Source organism: Mycobacterium sp. 852014-52450_SCH5900713, assembly GCF_001667075.1.
Lineage (GTDB): Bacteria > Actinomycetota > Actinomycetes > Mycobacteriales > Mycobacteriaceae > Mycobacterium.
In genome coordinates this window covers 116527-135979 of the sequence record NZ_LZIL01000032.1, presented here as the reverse complement: position 1 = coordinate 135979, position 19453 = coordinate 116527, and the positions used below count along the sequence as shown (strand labels likewise).

Genomic DNA, 19453 nt, shown 5'->3' with positions numbered 1-19453 from the left:
GTGAGTCTTTAGCACCATACAGATGTGGGCAGATGTATGACCAGGGTTGAGTCAGCCGACGATGTCGAAGATCGCAGCGGCGGAGGTGACGGCCTTGTCCGCGTTGCCCTCGTCGTGCAGCAGCATGCGCACGCCGACGCGTCCCGGCCCACCCGGGTGCGCGGTGCCCTCGACGCGGAACGGACCCACCTTGCCGCGCGACATGAACATGACGTGCCAGCTGACCACTTGGAGCTTCCGGGTCCCGGCGACGTCGGCGGCCAGATCGATCGCCGCTGTTTCGAGCACGACGTGTTGCGGTCCGATGTGCAGCGCGGCGTCCGGAGAAGCGAGTTCGGTACTGAGCTCGGGCAGCACCCAGTGGCCGTCGCCACGCCTGCTGGCGCCGAAGGCCTGCCACAGCGGCGGCAGGTCCGGCGAGTCCTCGACCACCAGCTCCGTGCCCGAAACATCCATCCGGTCCAGACCTTCCGGCGGGATGCCGATGATCGCCCCCTGCCCCTCGTTGAAGGCGATCACCCGATCCGGGTTGTCGGCGTCGACGATCTTGCACCGCCCGTAGCCCATGGTGCGGCCCTGGTGCACGACGCCGGAGTCGACGATCTCGACCCGGCTGACGTCATAGCCCGGGTCGACGATCTGCACCGACGCGATGACCGGATTGGGCACCGCGACCATGTCGGTCTGGCAGCCCTCCGGGGAGGAAATGGCCAATGGCGCCACCATGATGCCCCCGGCCTCGTTGCGCATGTCGCGGCGGATGGTGACGGTGTCGTCGATCTCCCCGAGGTCCATCGAGGAGTGTTTGCGGCCGATGTAGCGGTAACTGAGCAGACCGGTCCAGCGCCGGTACAGTTCGTCCCGGTAGGCCTCGGAGTCTCCCGCTAGCTCTCGGATGTCGCGAAGTCGGTCGCTCAATTCCCCGCTCCCTCAGGCTTTTCCGTGTCGCACCTGGTTGAACGGCACGCCGCGGTCGGCGGCGTACTCGCGGGGGAAGCTCAGCACCCGCTCGCCGATCACGTTGCGCGCCATCTCCGTGGTCCCGCCGCCGATGCTGGCGATCTGACGGCCCAGGTAGCGGGTGCCGATGTCGAGCAACCCCGCCTCGTCGTCGACCACGGCCGCCGGCCCGGCGACGGCCAACGCGGTGTCGTTTTCGACGTCGTGCACCTCGGCCATGGACAACCGGATGATCGATCCCGCGGCGGGCGGCAGGGATCCCTTGGCCACCGCGTGGAAGACGTGCTCGCTGAGTTGTCCGTGCACGGCCCGATGGACCAGGGCCCTACCCACCAGCTCGCGGACTCGTTCGCCGCCGGCCCGGTTCGTCTTTTCGACCAGGGACAGCAGGTCAACCGAAATGTCTTGAGCCTCAGCGATTCCCGGTCCGCTGGTGTACTCCGACCCGTCACCCATGGTTCGACGCTCGTGGTAGAGCTGGCGCGACGCGACGTCCCATCCCTTCCCCGGCTCCCCCACCACGGCGTCGTCACCGAGGTCGACGTCGTCGAAGAACTCCTCGCAGAATTCGACCGAGCCGTTCACCTGCTTGATGCGGTTGATAGTGACACCGGGATGCCGGAGCGGTACCAGGAACATCGTCAGTCCTTCGTGCTTCGGCACGCTCCAGTCGGTCCGGGCCAGGCACAAACCGTAGTCGGCGGCGAACGCCCACGTGCTCCACGTCTTGGCGCCGTTGAGGATCCACCGCCCGCCCCGGCGTTCGGCGCGGGTGAGGACGCCCGCAAGGTCCGATCCCCCGCTGGGTTCCGACAGCAGCTGCACCAGCACTTCGTCGCCGCGCAGCGCGGCCGCGATGTGTGTGCGCTTCTGCTCCTCGCTGCCCATGTCGAGGATCGTCGCGCAGCAGATGGCGAAGGACGGAACGTTGAGCATGAGCGGCGTCTCGTAGGCCAGGGCCTCCGCGTCGAACGCCTTCTTGTACTCGTAGCCCAGGCCGAGGCCGCCGTACTCGCGCGGGAAGCAGATGCCGGCGAATCCGCCGTCGTACAGCTTCTTCTGCAGTTCGCGGGCGCGCTGCCAAGAGGACAGCTCGTCGCGCTGCAGGACCATCGCGTCGCCGGAATCCAGCCGCGGGAGGGTGTCGGCCAGCCACACCCTGGCCCGGCTCCGGAAGTCTTCGACCGACTCGGGCGTCACCGGATGGCCTCCCATTCGAGCGTCGACTTTGTGCTGGGCGACTGTACAGCACCGCTCCCGCGGCTGTACAGGTTGGCGCCCTACGCCCGGTTCAGCTCCACCGCGGAGCGGATCAGCGCCTTCAATGCCTCTTCGTCGACCTTGTCGCCCTCGTGGAAGTCGATCGCGCGCCTGGTGTTGCCATCGAGACTGGAGTTGAACAGACCCGACGGATCCTTCAGCGAGGCGCCCTTGGCGAAGGTCATCTTCACGACGTTCTTGTAGGTCTCGCCCGTACAGATCATTCCGTCGTGATACCAGACCGGAACACCGCGCCACTTCCAGTCCTCGACCACATTCGGGTCGGCGTCCTTGATGAGTTCCCTGATGCGGGCCAGCATCTCGCCGCGCCAATCCCCTAACTCCTTGATCCTGGCGTCGATCAGCTCAGCGGGAGATTTGTCCTGGGAGTTGCCCATCCTGGCTCACCTTTCCGATGTTGTCTCTCGACCGCCCCGTGTCCGACGCCGGGGTCGAAGACCCGTAGTCTGCAGTACTCAGCATGACCGATACACATCCCTTCGACGACGCCATCCGGCTGGAGACCGTCGACGCCCACACCAGGCGCGGCCGGACCCATCCGGAATGGGCCAACATGGTGGGACCCTTCGGTGGAATCACGGCCGCGGTCATGCTGCGCGCCGTCGAATCGCACCCCGACCGGATCGGCGAGCCGCTGGCGTTGACGGTCAACTACGCCGCGCCCATCGCCGACGGCGACTTCGACATCTCGCTGCGGGCGGCACGCACCAACCGCACCAACCAGCACTGGATCGTCGAACTCAGTCAGGACGGAGACGTCAAGACCACGGCCACGGCGCTGTTCGCCGTCCGCCGCGACGGTTGGGCCGATACCGAAAGCCGCCCACCAAACGCGCCGACCCCCGAGCAGCTGCCCGCTACCGATCCGGGCCTCGTTCGCTGGACCAGCCTCTACGACATGCGCTTCGCCGAAGGCCCCATGCCGGGCAAAGACGGGCAGCCGAGCCCCTCGTCGACGACCACCTTGTGGGTGCGCGACGCCGCGCGACGCCCGGTCGACTACACCGTGCTGGCCGCGCTGTCGGACACCTTCTACCCGCGGGTGTTCCTGCGACGCGGCGGCTTCGTCCCCTCGGGAACCATCTCGTTGACGGCGTACTTCCACGCCGATCAGGACGAACTCGACCGGGTGGGCAGCGACTTCGTCCTGTGCACCGCGCACGCCAATCGCTTCACCCGCGGCTACTTCGACCAGAGCGCACAGGTGTGGACGCGAGATGGCGCCCTGCTGGTCACCACCCATCAGGTCGTCTACTTCAAAGGCTGAGAGGTTTACACTTCGCCAGTGAAACGTCACGCCGGGACGCTGAGGGACAGGATCAAGCCGCAATGACAGAGCGCGCGGAGGGCGTGGTGGCCGACGCCGACACCGCCATGCTGCTGGCCGTCGAATCCATCAAGCAGCTCAAGGCCCGCTATTGCCGGAACCTCGACAGCAAGGACTGGGCGGCTTGGCGCACCGTCTTCACCGATGACTTCGTCAGTGACACGGCGGAGGCCGGCGGCAAGGTGATCGAGGGCGCGGACGATTTCGTGGCGTTCACGCGCAAGGCGCTTGGGCGGCCGACCCAGGCTACCGCGCACCAGGTGCATGCTCCCGAAATCGCGCTCACCTCGGCGACGACCGCGCGCGGGGTGTGGGCCCTGCAAGACGTCGTCCGGTTCGGACCCGGGGTCACATTGGTGGGCTACGGGCATTACCACGAGACCTACGAAAAGATCGGCGGACAATGGTTCATCAAGAGCTCCAAGCTAACTCGGCTGCGAGAGGATATCGTCACTCCCGTGTTTTCTCTTTATGTCTCCGACCGAATCCGCCGGGCGGTCGGCCGGGTCGCCAACCGACTGATCGGACAGTGATAAGGCCATGACTGCCTCCACCGTTCTGGTCACCGGAGCCTTCGGACAGGTCGGCAAGCGTTGCACGCAGATCCTGCTCGACCGGGGACGCACCGTCGTCGCGATGGACCTGCGCAACGACAACACCGTCGCCGTCGAAAAAGAACTGGTCGTCGGCCGCCACCCCGGGACGCTGATTCCGGCCTATACCGACCTTCTGGACGCCGAGGCGGTGCGTGATCTCGTCGCGAGCCATCGGCCCGAAGCCGTCGTTCACCTCGCCGCGATCGTGTCCCCGCTCTCCTATCGCAGACCGGCGCTGGCCCGCAAGGTGAACGTGGGCGGTACCGAGAACCTGTTGGCGGCGTGCTCCGCACTCCCCCGCCCGCCCCTGTTCCTGATGGCGTCCAGCGCCGCGGTGTATGGATCGCGCAACCCCTACCGCCAGCCGGAGCGGATCACCCCGGACACCCCGGTGAACCCGATCGATCAATACGGTCAGGACAAAGTGCTCGCCGAGGCGGCAATCCGCGCCAGCGGCCTGCCGTACGCGCTCTTCCGGTTGGGCGGGGTCATCTCGCCGGACACGCACACGACGGTCAACGGCGACTCCCTGCTCCTGATGCGGTCGATGCCGGGCGACAACCGCATGCACGCAGTGGACGCCCGCGACGTCGCGCTTGCTTTCGCCAACGGTGTCGATCGGGAAGCCACCATCGCGGGCAAGGTGATACTGATCGGCGGCAACGAGTCGTACGTGCTCACGCAACGCGAGCTCGAGGACGGCCTGATGGAAGCCGTCGGGCTGGGTGGCCTCGGCCCGTCGGCCAGCCTGCCCGGCGATCCCGCCGACGACCGCGGCTGGAGCTTCACCGGCTGGTACGACACCACCGAAGCGCAGGCGCTGCTCGACTTTCAGGAACACGACTGGTCCGAGACCCTGGGGTGGATCGCCGGGACGCAGGGCCGCACCCGAACCATGGTGCGACTGCTGAGCCCGATCTTGCGCCCGGTCTTGCGTACAGTCCTGATGGTGCAGCGCCGGCTCGAGGGACGCGGCCCCTACGCCGACCCGTGGGCGCTGATCGAAAAGCATTACGGCGCTGCGGCTCTGGCCAGCGCGGACTAGCTATTCCGTTACGATCGAAAGCCCTTGCGCCGCAGCATGACTTCCACCTCGGCGCCCATCAGCGGTCGATCCATCCCATCTGCGCTTCGGCGTGATGACCACCCCGGGGTGGGGTGAGTCGGTCGAGCCGGGACAGCTGGTCGGGCGTCAGTTCGACGGCGTCGGCACCGACGTTTTCCTCGAGTCGCGTGACGCGCTTCGTTCCCGGAATCGGCACGATGTCGGAGCCTTTCGCCAACAACCAGGCCAGCGCGACCTGAGCGGGAGTGGCACCGACGTCGGCGCTGATGCTCCGCAGTTCATCCGCGCTTCTCAAGTTGTGCTGGAAGTTCTCGTCGAAGAAGCGCGGGTTGGTCTTGCGGTAGTCGCTGTCGGGCAACCCCTCGGTGGAGCGAATGGCACCGGTGAGGAAGCCGCGGCCCAACGGTGAGTAGGCGACGAACCCGATCCCCAGTTCGCGCAGCAGCGGCAATATCGCCTCTTCTTGGTCGCGCGTCCAAAGCGAATATTCGGATTGCACGGCGGTGATGGGATGCACGGCGTGGGCGCGCCGGATCGTGTTCACACCCACCTCCGAGAGGCCCACGTGCCGGACCTTCCCCGCAGCGACAAGCTCCGCCAGGGCACCGACCGTGTCTTCGATCGGGGTCTCGCGGTCGAGGCGGTGCTGATAGTAGAGGTCGATGTGATCGGTGCCCAGCCTTCGCAGCGAACCGTCCACCGCGATGCGGATGTTGGCCGGGCTACTGTCCGGGCCGCTGCGTCCCGTGTGGGAAATGAGGCCGAACTTGGTGGCCAGCACCACCTGATCACGCCGGCCCTGCAGGGCACGCGCGAGCAGTTCTTCGTTGACGTAGGGGCCGTACACCTCGGCGGTGTCGATCAGCGTGACGCCCAGGTCGATGGCGCGATGAACGGTGCGGATCGACTCGGCGTCGTCGCTGCCGGCGCCCGCGTAGGCCACGGACATGCCCATCGCGCCCAGGCCCAGGCGGCCGACCTCCAGGTTGGCGAGCCGAGCTTGCTTCATGGAGTCATTGTGCGCGCAGCGACTTCACGCCACGGGGCGGGTACCGTTGCGCGAGTGCACCGCATCGATCTTGCCGCGATCCGATGGACGACGTAGAAACCGCGAAACCGGCCCGCAATCTGGCGGTGGACTTCTACCGCGCGTCGGGTGTGGTTCTCATCGTGCTGGGCCACTGGCTTGCCGGTTCGGTGACCTACCACGACGGGCAATTCGGTCGCGAGAACCCGCTGCTCGACATGCCGTGGACGCAGTGGCTGACTTGGATCTTCCAGGCGGTCCCGGTGTTCTTCTTCGTCGCCGGTTACGCAGGCGCGGTGTCATGGTCGCACCGCCGCGAGGCCGACAGCTTCTCGCGCCAGGACTGGATTCGGCATCGACTGGCGCGGGTGTTGGGACCCACGACCGTGTATGTCGCGCTGGTTTCGCTGGTCGTGGTGGCTCTGCAGGTTCGGCGTGTGGCGGGCACGGTGATGGAATACGCGGGTTGGGCCGTCGCCATGCACTTGTGGTTTCTCGCCGTTTACGTCCTGGTGGTGTCACTGACACCGATTGCCGTTGCCGCACATAGGCGTTGGGGGCTCAAGGCACCGGCGGCGCTGGCCGCGGGCGTAGTGCTGGTCGATGCCGTCTCACTGGCGGGCCACGTCCCCTATGTCGGCTCGCTGAACTACCTGCTGTGCTGGGGCCTGCTCTACCAGCTTGGGATCGCTTGGCACGGTGGACTGTTGGCCGGCCGCAGACCGGTACTGCTAGCCGTCGGTTCGGCCGTCGTTCTGGCGCTGCTGATCCGGGTGGGACCGTATCCGGTCAGCATGATCGGCGTTCCGGGCGAGGCAATCGAGAACACGTCACCCCCGACGGTGGCGATGATGGCGTTCGCCTGCACGCAAGCGGGGCTGGCCATGGCGCTCGCGGCAATTATCGACCGGGTCCTGCATCACCGCCCGGTTCGGCGCGTGCTGTCCACCGCCAATGCGAACGTGATGGCCCTCTACCTGTGGCACATGATTCCGGTCGTCGTCGTCGCGATCGTCGCTTATCCGGCCGGCTTGATCCCGCAACCGCATGAGGGTTCGGTGGCGTGGTGGCTGGTCCGGCTGGAGTGGATCACGATCCTGAGCGTCGTGACAGCGATCGAGCTGCTGTTGCTTTGGTGGCAGCGGCGGTTCTTCGCGGTTCCGCTGCCCACTTTCGGTCTCCCGCTCGGCGATCGTTGGGCCGAGGCGATCATGCTGACCGGCGCCCTCCTGGCCGCCGTTGGATTGCACCTGTTGGCGCAGGGCGGCTTCGCACCGGACGGGCATTTCTCGTGGCCGACCGCTGCCATCTTCGCCGCCGGGGTGGTGCTGGTGGCGGTGCGCCCCAGAACCCCGTCCCGCGTTTCCGGCCGGAGCTCGCAGGGACGCCCGAGCGCTTAGCGGTGGGCCGGCAGCACGATCTCTTCGGGTAATCGACTTACGACCTCTGGACAGGGGCCGTAGTGCCCTGGTCGGGGTGGTTATTCGGGGAGAAACGTTTCCCGCAAGGCTCGGATTACGTGAGCAGTTGAGCCTAGGCTAGTAGGAGACACCCTCGCTAAGGGAGTACACAAATGTCACACGCCACGCTCCACACCAGCCAGGTCCCTCAGCAGCGCGCACAGGATGCCGAGCTATTGAGGGATTCCGGAGTGCACAAGCTGGTCGTCGCGGACCGCGACGGCAATTGCTTGGCATTCCTATTGGCCTGGGACAGCTTCGACTACGACGCTGAGACGGACACCTACGTATGTGTCGTCGACAGCGACGGCAGAGAGCTGATGACTGTGTACACCGCGGGTGAGATCAAACCGACAGCCAAGGCCAACACGTATGTCGTAACCGCGCCGGAGAGATTTGGTGGTCCCAGGGCGCTGTAGACGCCGGCGAGGGAACGGCCTGCTCGTAGCAAAGCTATGACACGCCGTCCTTCATAGCGTGTTGAAGGATTCATCGAGCTGACCGCCCGGGGCGCCATTCGTCATGGCGGGTTCGGGCTCTGCCCAAGAATGTCCGGGGCCGGTGGCGGAGCCTCAGGGGATCTTGACATCGCGGCGCTTATGATAGACCGTTCGTACGGTTAGTTTAAGCCGAAGGATGGACGATGCCTCGACCTGGTAGGCGTGGCGAGATCTTCGACGCGTTTGTCCGCTATGTCGCCGAACGCGGCTACGACAGAACGAATATGGGCGACATCGCCGACGAGCTTGGCATGTCGAAGGGCACCATCGTTCATCACTTCGGAACCAAAGCGCAGATGTTGCGGGAGCTCGAAGAAACCCACCTCGCCCGCCAACTCGATGCGCTACAGATGGCCTGGGCCCGACTTGCCGCACCGCACGAACGCGTCGCCGCAATCATTTACACCTCCGCACTGCTCCAAGTCGTCGCCCGCGACGCGACGGTGGCAAGCCAGCGTGAGGTGGTTCAGCTGTCCGATGACCCGGCGATGCAGCAGGTCCGCAAGTTGCGCCATCAGCTGCAATCCCTTGCGATTGACGAAATCCGCAGCGGCATAGACAGCGGCGTGTTCCGAAGTGTCGACGTCGAACTCGCGGCACTGCAGCTGTGGGGATCGCTGCAGTGGATGTGGGTGTGGTTCGATCCCGCCGCTTCCCGGACACCCGAACAAGTCGGGGCGGCATTCGTCGATGTGTTCCTCGGCGGACTATTACTCGACCGCCTGGGACTCAGCAAGTGGGCGAACCCGTCCGCGGACATCGTCTCGGTGGTGCGCGAATGCCTAGCCGCCGTCACGGGTCCGGCAGCCTGACGCGTAGCGCCGGATAGCCCTGCGCCGGGCGGACATTGGTGCAGCACTTGCCATTTTGATGCGCCCGGCCATCTGGGCGCCGGCGATGCCGAGACGCACAAACGCCATCACTGTACGAACGGTCGGTTTCCTACGCCCGGGGCTTTTCTTGCCCGCGGCGGCAGGAACGCGCGGCGGCCAGGCGAAAACGGTCAAAACCCCTGGTAATGACCAAGATAATTTGAGTGGTCTGCGATCCCGTGACAATTGCCCTCCCCGTGCAGCTCACCCAGGCGCCTCAGGGTTATTGACTGACCGTACGGTCTAATGCCATAGTGATGCGTGGCGCAAACTAGGGCGGCATGGAGCCGAAGGGTGGGGTGTGAGAGTGCCGATTCCTCGTCTATCCCGTTTCATTCGAAACGCCGCGCACTCAAAGGCCTTTCGCTGAACAGCCGCTCTACGAACCGGCGTGCTGATCGCGATCACGGACAGCGCCGCGGTCCCCGGCTAACGACTGGGCGCCGGCCAGTCGAAGAAGCATCGGAGGTGTCGCGGCTCGTCGCCTGGCCACGTCAGGGGCGGCGCGGATGACCACCTCGCACTCGGTTGCCAGCAAAGTAGGCAGCAGGATTCGCCCGGGCACCGAAGTGGCGGGCGGGTTCTTCCGCATGTGCGTGTTGACCGGAAAAGCCCTGCGGCAGCCGTTCGAGTGGCGCGAGTTCATCTGGAATGGCTGGTTTCTCATGCGGGTATCCCTGCTGCCCACCATCGCGGTGTCCATCCCGGAAACCGTGCTCCTCATCTTCACACTCAACCTCCTGCTGGCCGAGATCGGCGCCGCCGACGTCTCCGGTGCCGGTGCCGCGATCGGCGCGGTCACCCAGCTCGGCCCGATCGTGACGGTGCTGGTCGTCGCCGGCGCGGGCGGCACCGCCATCTGCGCCGACCTCGGCGCGCGCACCATCCGCGAGGAGATCGATGCGCTCGAGGTGCTCGGCATCGACCCGATCCACCGGCTGGTGGTCCCCCGGGTCGTCGCTTCCACAATCGTCGCGGTGCTGCTCAACGGCCTCGTGGTCGCCGTTGGTCTGGGGGGCGGCTATCTCTTCAGCGTCTACCTGCAGAACGTCTCGAGCGGTGCCTACCTCTCCACGTTGACGGCGCTTACCGGTCTGCCCGAGGTGGTGATCGCGTTTGTCAAGGCGGCGACGTTCGGGCTGATCGCCGGCCTGGTCGGCTGTTATCGGGGGCTGATCGTGCGCGGTGGGTCCAAAGGTTTGGGGACTGCCGTCAACGAGACGGTGGTGCTGTGCTTCATCGCGCTTTTCGCGGTCAACGCAGCGCTGACCACCATCGGCGTCCGGTTCGGGACAGGCCGCTGAGATGTCCACAATTGCAGCTCTACGCGTCCGCTTCCCGCGCACATCGGCGTTGGTCATTCGGTACGGGGACGTCCCGTCTCGGCCACTGGTCGAGATCGGGCAGATGGTCTGGTTTGCACTGACCGCCGTCGGGCAGATCCCCTTCGCGATGCACCGCTACCGCAGAGAGTTGCTGCGAATGGTTGCCCAGATGGGGATGGGCACCGGCGCGATGGCCGTGGTCGGTGGCACCGCGGCCATCGTCGGCTTCATCACCCTGTCCGCGGGCTCGCTGGTCGCCATCCAGGGCTACGCGACGCTGGGCAACATCGGTGTCGAGGCGTTCACCGGATTCTTGGCCGCGCTGGTCAATGTGCGGTTTGTCGCACCGGTAGCCGCCGGTCAGGCACTGGCCGCCACCGTCGGCGCCGGCGCCACCGCCGAACTGGGCGCTATGCGCATCAGTGAGGAGATCGACGCGCTCGAAGTGATGAGCATCCGGTCGGTCGCCTACCTGGCCTCCACCCGGGTGGTGGCCGGCCTGATCGTCATCATCCCGCTCTACGGGTTGGCGATGACCATGGCTTTCCTGTCCCAGCAGGTCACCACGGTTCTGCTCTACGGGCAGTCGATCGGCACGTACAACCACTACTTCCACACATTCCTGCGCCTCAACGACGTTGGCTGGTCGTTTGCGGAGGTGATCCTGGTTGCGGTGGTCGTGATGACGACCCACTGCTACTACGGCTACACCGCCACCGGCGGGCCGGTCGGCGTCGGTGAAGCGGTCGGTCGGTCGATGCGGCTGTCGTTGATCACGATCGTTGTGGTCGTCGTGCTCACCGCGATGGCGGTCTACGGCAAAACCCCGAACTTCAACCTCACCGTGTAGCCGCCAATGACAGCCCCGGTGAAGGAGAACCCGCAACGCATTCCGCCGTACAGGACGGCCGCGTTGGTGTTCCTGATGGTCTTCGCGGTGGTACTGGGTGTCGTCTGGTTGCAGTTTCGGGGGCGGCTCACGCCGACTACACGCTTGACGATGTTGGCTCCACGGGCCGGTTTGGTCATGGATCCGGGGTCGAAGGTCACCTACAACGGCGTGGAAATCGGCCGGGTGGCCAGCATTTCGGAGATCGAGCGTGACGGCACACAGGCGGCCAAGTTCGACTTGAACGTGAATCCGAAGTACATCGAGCTGATCCCGGCCAACGTGGACGCCAATATCAAGGCGACCACGGTGTTCGGCAACAAGTACGTGTCGTTGACCTCGCCGAAAAACCCTACACCGCAACGCATCACACCGCAGCACGTGATTGATGCGAGGTCGGTGACAACGGAGTTCAATACCCTCTTCGAGACCCTCACCTCCATCACGGAGAAGCTGGATCCGGTCAAGGTCAACCTGACGCTGGCCGCAGCGGCGCAGGCGTTGACGGGCTTGGGCGACAAGTTCGGGCAATCGATCGTCAACGCCAACGCCATCCTCGACGACATCAATCCGCAGATGCCGCAGATCCGGCATGACATTCAAGGGCTGGCGGCCCTGGGCGACGTCTACGCCAAGGCCGCACCCGACCTGTTCGACTCACTCAACAACGCGGTGATCACGGCACGCACGCTGCACCGGCACGAAGCAGACCTGGATGCCGCGTTGTTGGCCGCGGCCGGGTTGGGCAACACCGGCGAAGACATCTTCGCCCGCGGCGGGCCCTACTTTCAGCGCGGAGCCGCCGATCTGGTGCCCACCGCCCAGCTGCTCGACACCTACAGCCCCGAGATCTTCTGCACGATCCGCAATTACTACGACGAAGAACCGGCGGCCTATGCGACGACCGGCGGCGGCAACGGCTACGCGCTGAGAACCATGACCGAGCTGACGTCAGGCTTGGGAGGCATTCTCACGCTCCCGGGATTGGCCGGCACGGCGGCCACCATGGGGCTCCTCGGTCTGGCCGGGCTGGTCGGTGGGGCGCCGAATCCCTTTGTGTATCCGGACAATCTGCCGCGGGTGAACGCACGCGGCGGCCCCGGGGGTGCGCCGGGTTGCTGGCAGGCCGTCACCCATGACCTGTGGCCGGCGCCAAGTCTGGTGGTGGACACCGGCGCCAGCCTCGCGCCCTACAACCACTTAGACACCGGCTCACCGTATGCAATCGAGTACGTGTGGGGCCGTCAAGTCGGAGACAACACGATCAACCCATGAAAATCACCGGCTCCGCTATCAAGCTCGGCATCGTCTCGCTGGTGCTGCTGCTGATCACCGTGTCGATCGTCGTGGTGTTCGCTCAGGTGCGCTTCAACAGCACCAACCACTATCACGCGGAATTCGGGAACGCCACCGGGCTGAAAAACGGCCAGTTCGTCCGCGCCGCTGGAGTGGAGATCGGCAAGGTCAAGGCGGTGCGGCTGATCGAGGGCGGCCAGCGGGTAATGGTGGACTTCGATGTGGACCGCTCGATACCGCTCTACCAGTCGACGACCGCGCAGATCCGTTATCTCAATCTGTTCGCCGACCGCTACTTAGAGCTCAAGCGCGGCGAGGGCGAGGGCGTTGACCGGGTCCTGCCGCCGGGCGGATTCATCCCGCTGTCACGAACCTCGCCGGCGCTGGATCTCGACGCCCTGATCGGTGGTTTCAAGCCATTGTTCCGGGCGCTCGATCCCGACAAGGTCAACACCATCGCGTCGGCCATCATCACCGTGTTTCAGGGCCAGGGCGGCACCATCAACGACATCCTCGACCAGACCGCGCAGGCGACCGCGCATATCGCCGAACGCGACCAGGCGATCGGTGAGGTGATCAAGAACTTGAACACCGTGCTGGACACCACCGTTCGGCATCGCAAGGAATTCGATCAGACCGTCGACAACTTCGAGAGATTGATCACCGGGCTCCAACACCACGCCGACCCGCTGGCCGCCGGCACCGCGAACATCAGCAACGCCGCCGGAACGGTGGCCGACCTACTCGCGGACAACCGCGCTCTGCTGCACAAGGCGATCAACTATCTGCAGGCTCTACAGCAGCCGCTCGTCGACCAACGCGATCAGCTCGGCGATCTGATCCACAAGACGCCGACCGCGCTCAACCTGATCGGACGCAGCATCGGGCTCTATGGAGACTGGGTGAACTTCTACGTCTGCGACCTCACGATCAAGTGGAACGGACTGCAGGCCGGCGGTCCGGTACGCACGGTCCGGATCTGGCAGCAGCCCACCGGTAGGTGCACGCCGCAATGAGAACGCTGACGGAATTCAACCGCAACCGGGTCGGGCTGATGGGCATCACCGTGCTCGTGCTCGTGGTCGCAGTCGGCCAAAGCTTGACCAGTATCCCGATGATCTTCGCCAGCCCGAGTTACTACGGGCAGTTCACCGACACCGGTCAGCTCAACAAGGGCGACAAGGTGCGCATCTCCGGCGTGAATGTCGGCAAGGTGGAGGCGTTCGCTATCGACGGCGACCACGTCGTGATCAAGTTCAACATCGGTCCCAACACCATCGGCAACGAGAGCCGGCTCGCGATCAAGACCGACACCATCCTGGGTAAGAAGGTGCTCGAGATCGAGCCGCGGGGAACCCAGAAGCTGCGGCCCGGGGCCGTGTTGCCACTGGGCCAAAGCACCACGCCCTATCAGCTCTACGAAGCGAACTTCGACATCACCAAGGCCGCCACCGGCTGGAACATCGACACGGTCAAGCAGTCACTGAATGTCCTGTCGCAGACCATCAATCAGACCTACCCGCATTTGAGTGCCACGCTCGACGGGTTGACCAAATTCTCCGACACCATCGGTAAGCGCGACGAAGAGGTCAAGCACTTACTCGCTCAGGCCCACCAAGTGGCCAGTGTGCTCGGTGACCGCAGCGAACAAATCAACCGGTTGCTGGTCAACGCGAAGACGCTGCTGGCGGCGTTCAACGAACGCGCCCGCGCCATCGGCCTCCTGCTGCAGAACATTTCCGCCTTCTCGGCCGAGGTGCAGGGGTTCATCAACGACAACCCCAACCTCAATCCCGTGCTGGAGCAGTTGCGTGCCATCAGCGATGTGCTGGTGGAACGCAAAGACGACCTAGCTCAAACCCTCACGTATGTAAGCCAATTCGCCGCATCGCTAGGGGAATCGGTGGCGTCGGGACCGTACTTCAAGATCGTCCTGTCCAACCTGCTGCCGTATTGGATCTTGCAGCCGTTCGTCGACGCCGCCTTCAAGAAGCGCGGCATCGACCCGGAGAACTTCTGGCGCAGCGCCGGGCTTCCGGAGTTCCGCTGGCCCGACCCCAACGGCACCCGGTTCCCCAACGGCGCACCGCCGCCCGCACCTCCGGTGCTGGAGGGCACACCAGAGCACCCGGGACCGGCCGTCCCGCCCGGAACGGCGTGTTCATACACCCCACCGCCCGACGCGCTGCCGAGGCCGTGGAACCCGTTGCCGTGCACGGGTGTAGACGTCGGACCGTTCGGTGGCAGTTTCCCGGCGCCGATCGATGTAGCCGCGTCGCCGCCGAACCCGAACGGACTGCCACCGTCACCGGGAATCCCGATCGCCGCGCGCCCCGGCGAGGCGCCGCCAGATGTCCCGGGCACACCGGTACCGCTGCCCGTCCAGGCGCCGCCGGGCGCGCGCACCGAGAACCTGCAGCCCGCCGGCCCCACCCCCCCACCGTCGACGCTCGCACCCGGGCTGCCGCCGGGGCCGCCCGCGCCGTCGGGACCCGGGCCGCAGCTGCCCGCCCCGTTCATCAACCCGGGCGGCACGGGAGGCAGCGGCATCACGGGAGGTAGCCAGAATTGAGCAACGTCTTTAACTTCCGCAAACCGCGGCCCCGGACGGTAATCGGCGTGCTGGTGGTACTGCTGGTCCTGGTCGCCGGGTCGCTCGGCTGGCGGCTCTACCAGAAGTTGACTTCCAACACCGTAATCGCTTATTTCCCAACGGCGAACGCGCTTTATTCCGGCGACAAAGTCCAAATCATGGGCGTTCGTGTCGGTTCCGTCGACAAGATCGAACCGGCCGGCGACAAGATGAAGGTGACGTTTCACTACGACAACAAGTACAAGGTGCCCGCCAACGCGTCCGCCGTCATCGTGAACCCGACGCTGGTGGCGTCACGAAGCATTCAATTGGAGCCGCCCTACAAAGGTGGTCCCGTCATGGGCGATAACGCCGTGATCCCCATCGAGCGCACGCAGGTCCCCACGGAGTGGGACCAACTGCGCGAAGGCGTCGCCAACGTCATCGCCAAACTTGGCCCGACACCCGAGCAACCCAAAGGTCCGTTCGGTGATGCCATCGAGTCATTCGCAGACGGGCTGGCCGGCAAGGGCAAGCAGATCAACACCACGCTGAACAGCCTGTCGCGGGCGTTGACCGCGCTGAACGAGGGCCGTGGCGACTTCTTCGCGGTGGTGAAGAGCCTGGCCCAGTTCGTCAACGCACTGCACAAAGACGACCAGCAGTTCGTCGCGCTGAACAAGAACCTGGCCCAGTTCACCGGCGAGTTGACCGGATCCGACCACGATCTCGCCAATGCGCTGCAGCAGTTCGACAGCCTGCTCTCCACCCTGCGCCCGTTCTTGACCAAGAACCGCGAGGTGCTCGTCCATGACCTCGACAACCTCGCCACCCTGACCACCACGTTGGTCCAGCCCGACCCACTCAACGGTTTGGAGACCGCCCTGCACGTCCTGCCGACGTTGGAGACGAACCTCAGCCAGATCTACCACCCGTCGCACGGGGCCGTCATGTCGATCCCAGCGATCCCTAACTTCGCCAACCCAATGCAGTTCTTCTGCAGCATGATTCAGGCCGGTAGCCGGCTGGGCTATCAAGAGTCCGCCGAGCTGTGTGCGCAATACCTGGCGCCAGTCCTCGATGCGATCAAGTTCAACTACCTGCCGTTCGGGCTGAACCTGTTCAGCACCGCCGAGGCGCTACCCAAGGAGGTCGCCTACTCCGAGCCGAGGCTGCACCCGCCGAACGGATACAAGGACACCACGGTGCCCGGAATCTGGGTGCCCGACACCCCGTTCTCGCACCGCAACACCCAGCCCGGCTGGGTTGTCGCGCCGGGCATGCAGGGCACACAGGTGGGGCCGATCACGGGCGGCCTGTTGACCCCCGAATCACTGGCCGAATTGATGGGCGGCCCTGACACCGGACCCCCGCCCCCGGGGCTGCAGACCCCGCCCGGGCCGCCGAACGCCTACGACGAGTACCCGGTGGTGCCACCGATCGGCCTGCGGGCCCCGCAGGTGCCGATCCCGGCACCGCCGCCCGGACCGGGTGTGATTCCGGGTCCGGTCGCGCCGACGCCGGCGCCCGTGGCCGCGGCGACGGGAGCGGGATCATGAACGCATTGCGCGCCTTGGCTATTCGAGCCCGATACCGGGCGCGGCAGGGATTCGCACTACTGGCTGCTGTCGTGATGCTGACGTCGTGCGCGAAGTGGCATGGAATCGCGAACGTACCGATGCCGGGCGGCCCGGGCTCTGGGCCCGGCAACTACACCGTCTACGTGCAGATGCCCGACACGCTGGCCCTCAACGACAACAGCCGGGTGCGGGTGGCCGATGTCTTTGTCGGCACGGTGCGCGCGATCGAACTGAAGAACTGGGTCGCGACGCTGACGCTACGTCTGGGCAAGAACGTCAAGTTGCCCAGGAACGCGACCGCCAAGATCGGGCAGACCAGCCTGCTGGGTTCGCAGCATGTGGAGCTCGCCGCACCACCCAACCCGTCCCCGGAGCTACTGAGGGACGGCGACACCATCCCGCTCAAGAATGCGTCCACTTACCCCACGACCGAGCAGACGCTCGCGAGTCTCGCCATCGTGCTGCGCGGCGGAGGCATCCCGAACCTCGAAGTGCTGCAGAACGAGGTCTACAACATCGTCAACGGTCGCGCCGAGCAGATCCGTGCCTTTCTCGGCAAGCTGGACACCTTCACCGCCCGGCTCGACGAGCAACGCGCTGACATCACCCGAGCCATCGATTCCACCAACCGGCTGCTGGCGTACGTCGGTCCCCGCTCGGACGTCCTGGATCGGGTCCTCACCGAATTCCCGCCACTGCTCAAACATTTCGCCGACAAACAGAAACTTCTGATCGACGCGGTCGACGCTACCGGGCGGCTCAGCGGAGTTGCCGACCAATACCTGTCGGCCGCGCGGGGCGACCTCCACCAGGACCTGTTGTCGCTGCAGTGCCCGTTGCGGGAACTCGGGCGTGGGTCTCCCTACCTGATTCGCGCACTCAAGCTGATACTCGTGCGGCCGTTCGACATCGACGCCGTGCCCAAGGCGTTCCGCGGCGACTACTTCAACCTGTCGCTGACGCTCGACCTGACGATGAGCGCTGTCGACAACGCGGTCCTCACCGGGACCGGGTTCTCCGGAGCGCTGCGTGCGCTCGAGCAATCGTGGGGCCGCGACCCCGAGACGATGATCCCGGACGTCCGATACACGCCGAACCCCAACGACGCCCCGGGCGGCCCGCTGGTCGAAAGGGCGGATAGGCAATGCTGACCCGCTTCATCAAGCGCCAGCTGGTCATGTTCGGCGTCCTGACTGCAATCACCGCGGTTGCGCTGGGCTGGTATTACTTGCAGATTCCCGCTGCGGCCGGGATCGGGCAGTACATGCTGAAGGCGGACCTGCCCGCGTCGGGCGGCCTGTACAAGACGTCGAACGTGACGTATCGCGGTGAAACCATCGGCACGGTCACCGCTGTCGACCCGACCGCTACGGGCGCGCGGGTGACGATGAGCATCGGCGATCGCTACAGGATCCCGGTTGACGCGTCGGCGAACGTGCATTCGGTGTCGGCGGTCGGTGAGCAGTATCTCGACCTGGTGTCGGTGGGCAACCCGCGCCAATACTTTTCGCCCGGTCAGACCATCACCAAGGGCACCATCCCCACCGACATCGGGCCGGCGATCGATGCCGCCAACCGGGGGCTGGCCGCGCTGCCCAAGGACAAGATCGCCTCGCTGCTCGACGAAACAGCCCAAGCGGTAGGCGGATTGGGCCCCGCGCTGCAACGACTGGTCGACGCGACGCAGGCGATCGCCGGTGACTTCAAGACCAACATCTCCGACATCAACGACATCGTCCAAAACTCCGGGCCCATCATCGACAGCCAGGTCGACTCCGGCGACTCGATCGAACGCTGGTCGCACAACCTGAACATCCTGGCCGCGCAGAGCGCGGAAAACGACCAGCACCTGCAAAGCATCCTGACCCAAGCGGCGCCGACCGCCGATCAGGTCAACGAGGTGTTCAGCGATGTCCGAGAGTCGCTCCCGCAGACACTGGCGAATCTCGAAATCGTGCTCGACATGCTCAAGCGCTACCACAAAGGCGTCGAGCAACTGCTGGTGGCCTATCCGCAGGGCGCTTCGGAGGGCCAGACGGTCACGAGTGCCTTCCCAGGCTACGCATCGCTGGGGACCTCGCTGACGATCAACCAGCCCCCGCCGTGCCTGACCGGGTTTCTCCCGGCATCCCAGTGGCGGTCTCCCGCGGATACCAGCCTGGCGCCGATGCCCTCCGGAACCTATTGCAAGATCCCGCAGGACACCCCTGCCAACGCGGTGCGCGGCGCACGCAACCTTCCGTGTGTCGATGTCCCCGGTAAACGAGCTGCGACGCCCCGAGAGTGCCGCGACCCCAAACCCTATGTTCCGTTGGGAACCAACCCGTGGTACGGCGACCCCAACCAGCTCGTCACCTGCCCGGCGCCGGCGGCGCGATGTGACCAGCCGGTGAAACCTGGGCTGGTGATACCCGCGCCGTCGATCAACAACGGCCTGAACCCGGCGCCCTCCGACAGGGTGGCAGGGACGCCACCCCCGACCAGCGATCCACTGCAGCGGCCGGGATCGGGAACCGTGGAATGCAATGGGCAGCAGCCGAATCCCTGCGTCTACACCCCCGGCGGTCCTCCCCCGGCCGTATACCTCCCCCAGAGCGGCGAACTGGTGGGGCCCGACGGTGTGAAGTACGCGGTCGAAAACTCGAGCAAAACGGGAGACGACGGCTGGAAGGACATGCTGGCGCCGCCGGCCAGCCGATGAA

The 19453-nt window shown here is 65.5% G+C and carries 18 protein-coding genes; 14 read left to right on the top strand and 4 right to left on the bottom strand.

Annotation, left to right across the window (positions count from 1 at the left end; translation table 11 throughout):
* Positions 1-51: 51 nt before the first annotated feature.
* The 3 genes from A5773_RS07710 to A5773_RS07700 form a co-directional block, all read right to left on the bottom strand.
* A complete protein-coding gene (locus A5773_RS07710; protein WP_067260753.1) occupies positions 52-918 on the bottom strand; it encodes a hypothetical protein in 867 nt (288 codons plus the stop codon).
* A 12-nt stretch (positions 919-930) separates the two neighbouring features.
* The gene (locus A5773_RS07705) at positions 931-2160 is read right to left on the bottom strand and encodes an acyl-CoA dehydrogenase family protein (protein ID WP_066949124.1); all 1230 of its coding nucleotides are present in this window, start codon (positions 2158-2160) and stop codon (positions 931-933) included.
* Positions 2161-2240: 80 nt separating this feature from the next.
* The gene (locus A5773_RS07700) at positions 2241-2618 is read right to left on the bottom strand and encodes a DUF1801 domain-containing protein (protein ID WP_066948732.1); all 378 of its coding nucleotides are present in this window, start codon (positions 2616-2618) and stop codon (positions 2241-2243) included.
* 83 nt (positions 2619-2701) lie between these two features.
* Between A5773_RS07700 and A5773_RS07695 the strand changes: the two genes are divergently transcribed.
* The 3 genes from A5773_RS07695 to A5773_RS07685 all read left to right on the top strand — a co-directional run bounded on the left by A5773_RS07695 (position 2702) and on the right by A5773_RS07685 (position 5209).
* On the top strand, positions 2702-3508 hold the full coding sequence (locus A5773_RS07695; protein WP_067790421.1) for an acyl-CoA thioesterase II: 807 nt from the start codon (positions 2702-2704) through the stop codon (positions 3506-3508).
* 62 nt (positions 3509-3570) lie between these two features.
* Positions 3571-4101 (top strand): nuclear transport factor 2 family protein, encoded by a 531-nt coding sequence (locus A5773_RS07690; RefSeq protein WP_067260745.1) that lies wholly within the window; start codon positions 3571-3573, stop codon positions 4099-4101.
* Between the two features lie 7 nt (positions 4102-4108).
* On the top strand, positions 4109-5209 hold the full coding sequence (locus A5773_RS07685) for an NAD(P)-dependent oxidoreductase (RefSeq protein ID WP_066948743.1): 1101 nt from the start codon (positions 4109-4111) through the stop codon (positions 5207-5209).
* Between the two features lie 58 nt (positions 5210-5267).
* On the opposite strand, the gene A5773_RS07680 is transcribed toward A5773_RS07685, so the two are convergent.
* Positions 5268-6239 carry an aldo/keto reductase gene (locus tag A5773_RS07680; protein ID WP_067790418.1) on the bottom strand — a complete coding sequence of 324 codons (972 nt, stop codon included), beginning with the start codon at positions 6237-6239 and terminating at the stop codon, positions 5268-5270.
* Positions 6240-6322: 83 nt separating this feature from the next.
* On the opposite strand from A5773_RS07680, the gene A5773_RS07675 reads away from it, so the two are divergent.
* The 11 genes from A5773_RS07675 (at position 6323) to A5773_RS07625 (ending at position 19452) form a co-directional block, all read left to right on the top strand.
* Positions 6323-7657 (top strand): acyltransferase, encoded by a 1335-nt coding sequence (locus tag A5773_RS07675; protein ID WP_066948750.1) that lies wholly within the window; start codon positions 6323-6325, stop codon positions 7655-7657.
* Between the two features lie 173 nt (positions 7658-7830).
* A complete protein-coding gene (locus A5773_RS07670) occupies positions 7831-8136 on the top strand; it encodes a hypothetical protein (protein ID WP_066948754.1) in 306 nt (101 codons plus the stop codon).
* A 224-nt stretch (positions 8137-8360) separates the two neighbouring features.
* Complete coding sequence (locus A5773_RS07665; RefSeq protein WP_066948758.1) at positions 8361-9029, top strand: TetR/AcrR family transcriptional regulator; 669 nt, start codon at positions 8361-8363, stop codon at positions 9027-9029.
* 650 nt (positions 9030-9679) lie between these two features.
* The gene (locus A5773_RS07660; RefSeq protein ID WP_369806105.1) at positions 9680-10393 is read left to right on the top strand and encodes an MlaE family ABC transporter permease; all 714 of its coding nucleotides are present in this window, start codon (positions 9680-9682) and stop codon (positions 10391-10393) included.
* A 1-nt stretch (position 10394) separates the two neighbouring features.
* Positions 10395-11264, top strand: a complete 870-nt coding sequence (locus A5773_RS07655) for an ABC transporter permease (RefSeq protein WP_066948763.1) — start codon at positions 10395-10397, stop codon at positions 11262-11264.
* 6 nt (positions 11265-11270) lie between these two features.
* Positions 11271-12578, top strand: a complete 1308-nt coding sequence (locus A5773_RS07650) for an MCE family protein (RefSeq protein ID WP_066948766.1) — start codon at positions 11271-11273, stop codon at positions 12576-12578.
* The gene (locus tag A5773_RS07645) at positions 12575-13615 is read left to right on the top strand and encodes a virulence factor Mce family protein (RefSeq protein WP_067790415.1); all 1041 of its coding nucleotides are present in this window, start codon (positions 12575-12577) and stop codon (positions 13613-13615) included. The genes A5773_RS07650 and A5773_RS07645 overlap by 4 nt, the downstream gene beginning before the upstream one ends.
* On the top strand, positions 13612-15171 hold the full coding sequence (locus tag A5773_RS07640) for a virulence factor Mce family protein (protein ID WP_066948773.1): 1560 nt from the start codon (positions 13612-13614) through the stop codon (positions 15169-15171). Before A5773_RS07645 ends, A5773_RS07640 begins: the two co-directional genes overlap by 4 nt.
* Positions 15168-16730, top strand: a complete 1563-nt coding sequence (locus A5773_RS07635) for a virulence factor Mce family protein (protein ID WP_066948776.1) — start codon at positions 15168-15170, stop codon at positions 16728-16730. Before A5773_RS07640 ends, A5773_RS07635 begins: the two co-directional genes overlap by 4 nt.
* Positions 16727-17902: a virulence factor Mce family protein gene (locus A5773_RS07630; protein ID WP_066948780.1), complete on the top strand. Its 1176-nt coding sequence runs from the start codon at positions 16727-16729 to the stop codon at positions 17900-17902. The genes A5773_RS07635 and A5773_RS07630 overlap by 4 nt, the downstream gene beginning before the upstream one ends.
* On the top strand, positions 17896-19452 hold the full coding sequence (locus tag A5773_RS07625) for an MlaD family protein (RefSeq protein ID WP_066948784.1): 1557 nt from the start codon (positions 17896-17898) through the stop codon (positions 19450-19452). Before A5773_RS07630 ends, A5773_RS07625 begins: the two co-directional genes overlap by 7 nt.
* Position 19453: the final 1 nt, after the last annotated feature.

What these genes read in the sequence shown, in the direction of transcription:
- A5773_RS07700 (WP_066948732.1), bottom strand. Translation starts at nt 2,618, where the DNA reads ATGGGCAACTCCCAGGACAAATCTCCCGCTGAGCTGATCGACGCCAGG.
- A5773_RS07695 (WP_067790421.1), top strand. Translation starts at nt 2,702, where the DNA reads ATGACCGATACACATCCCTTCGACGACGCCATCCGGCTGGAGACCGTC.
- A5773_RS07690 (WP_067260745.1), top strand. Translation starts at nt 3,571, where the DNA reads ATGACAGAGCGCGCGGAGGGCGTGGTGGCCGACGCCGACACCGCCATG.
- A5773_RS07685 (WP_066948743.1), top strand. Translation starts at nt 4,109, where the DNA reads ATGACTGCCTCCACCGTTCTGGTCACCGGAGCCTTCGGACAGGTCGGC.
- A5773_RS07680 (WP_067790418.1), bottom strand. Translation starts at nt 6,239, where the DNA reads ATGAAGCAAGCTCGGCTCGCCAACCTGGAGGTCGGCCGCCTGGGCCTG.
- A5773_RS07675 (WP_066948750.1), top strand. Translation starts at nt 6,323, where the DNA reads ATGGACGACGTAGAAACCGCGAAACCGGCCCGCAATCTGGCGGTGGAC.
- A5773_RS07670 (WP_066948754.1), top strand. Translation starts at nt 7,831, where the DNA reads ATGTCACACGCCACGCTCCACACCAGCCAGGTCCCTCAGCAGCGCGCA.
- A5773_RS07665 (WP_066948758.1), top strand. Translation starts at nt 8,361, where the DNA reads ATGCCTCGACCTGGTAGGCGTGGCGAGATCTTCGACGCGTTTGTCCGC.
- A5773_RS07660 (WP_369806105.1), top strand. Translation starts at nt 9,680, where the DNA reads ATGTGCGTGTTGACCGGAAAAGCCCTGCGGCAGCCGTTCGAGTGGCGC.
- A5773_RS07655 (WP_066948763.1), top strand. Translation starts at nt 10,395, where the DNA reads ATGTCCACAATTGCAGCTCTACGCGTCCGCTTCCCGCGCACATCGGCG.
- A5773_RS07650 (WP_066948766.1), top strand. Translation starts at nt 11,271, where the DNA reads ATGACAGCCCCGGTGAAGGAGAACCCGCAACGCATTCCGCCGTACAGG.
- A5773_RS07645 (WP_067790415.1), top strand. Translation starts at nt 12,575, where the DNA reads ATGAAAATCACCGGCTCCGCTATCAAGCTCGGCATCGTCTCGCTGGTG.
- A5773_RS07640 (WP_066948773.1), top strand. Translation starts at nt 13,612, where the DNA reads ATGAGAACGCTGACGGAATTCAACCGCAACCGGGTCGGGCTGATGGGC.
- A5773_RS07630 (WP_066948780.1), top strand. Translation starts at nt 16,727, where the DNA reads ATGAACGCATTGCGCGCCTTGGCTATTCGAGCCCGATACCGGGCGCGG.
- A5773_RS07625 (WP_066948784.1), top strand. Translation starts at nt 17,896, where the DNA reads ATGCTGACCCGCTTCATCAAGCGCCAGCTGGTCATGTTCGGCGTCCTG.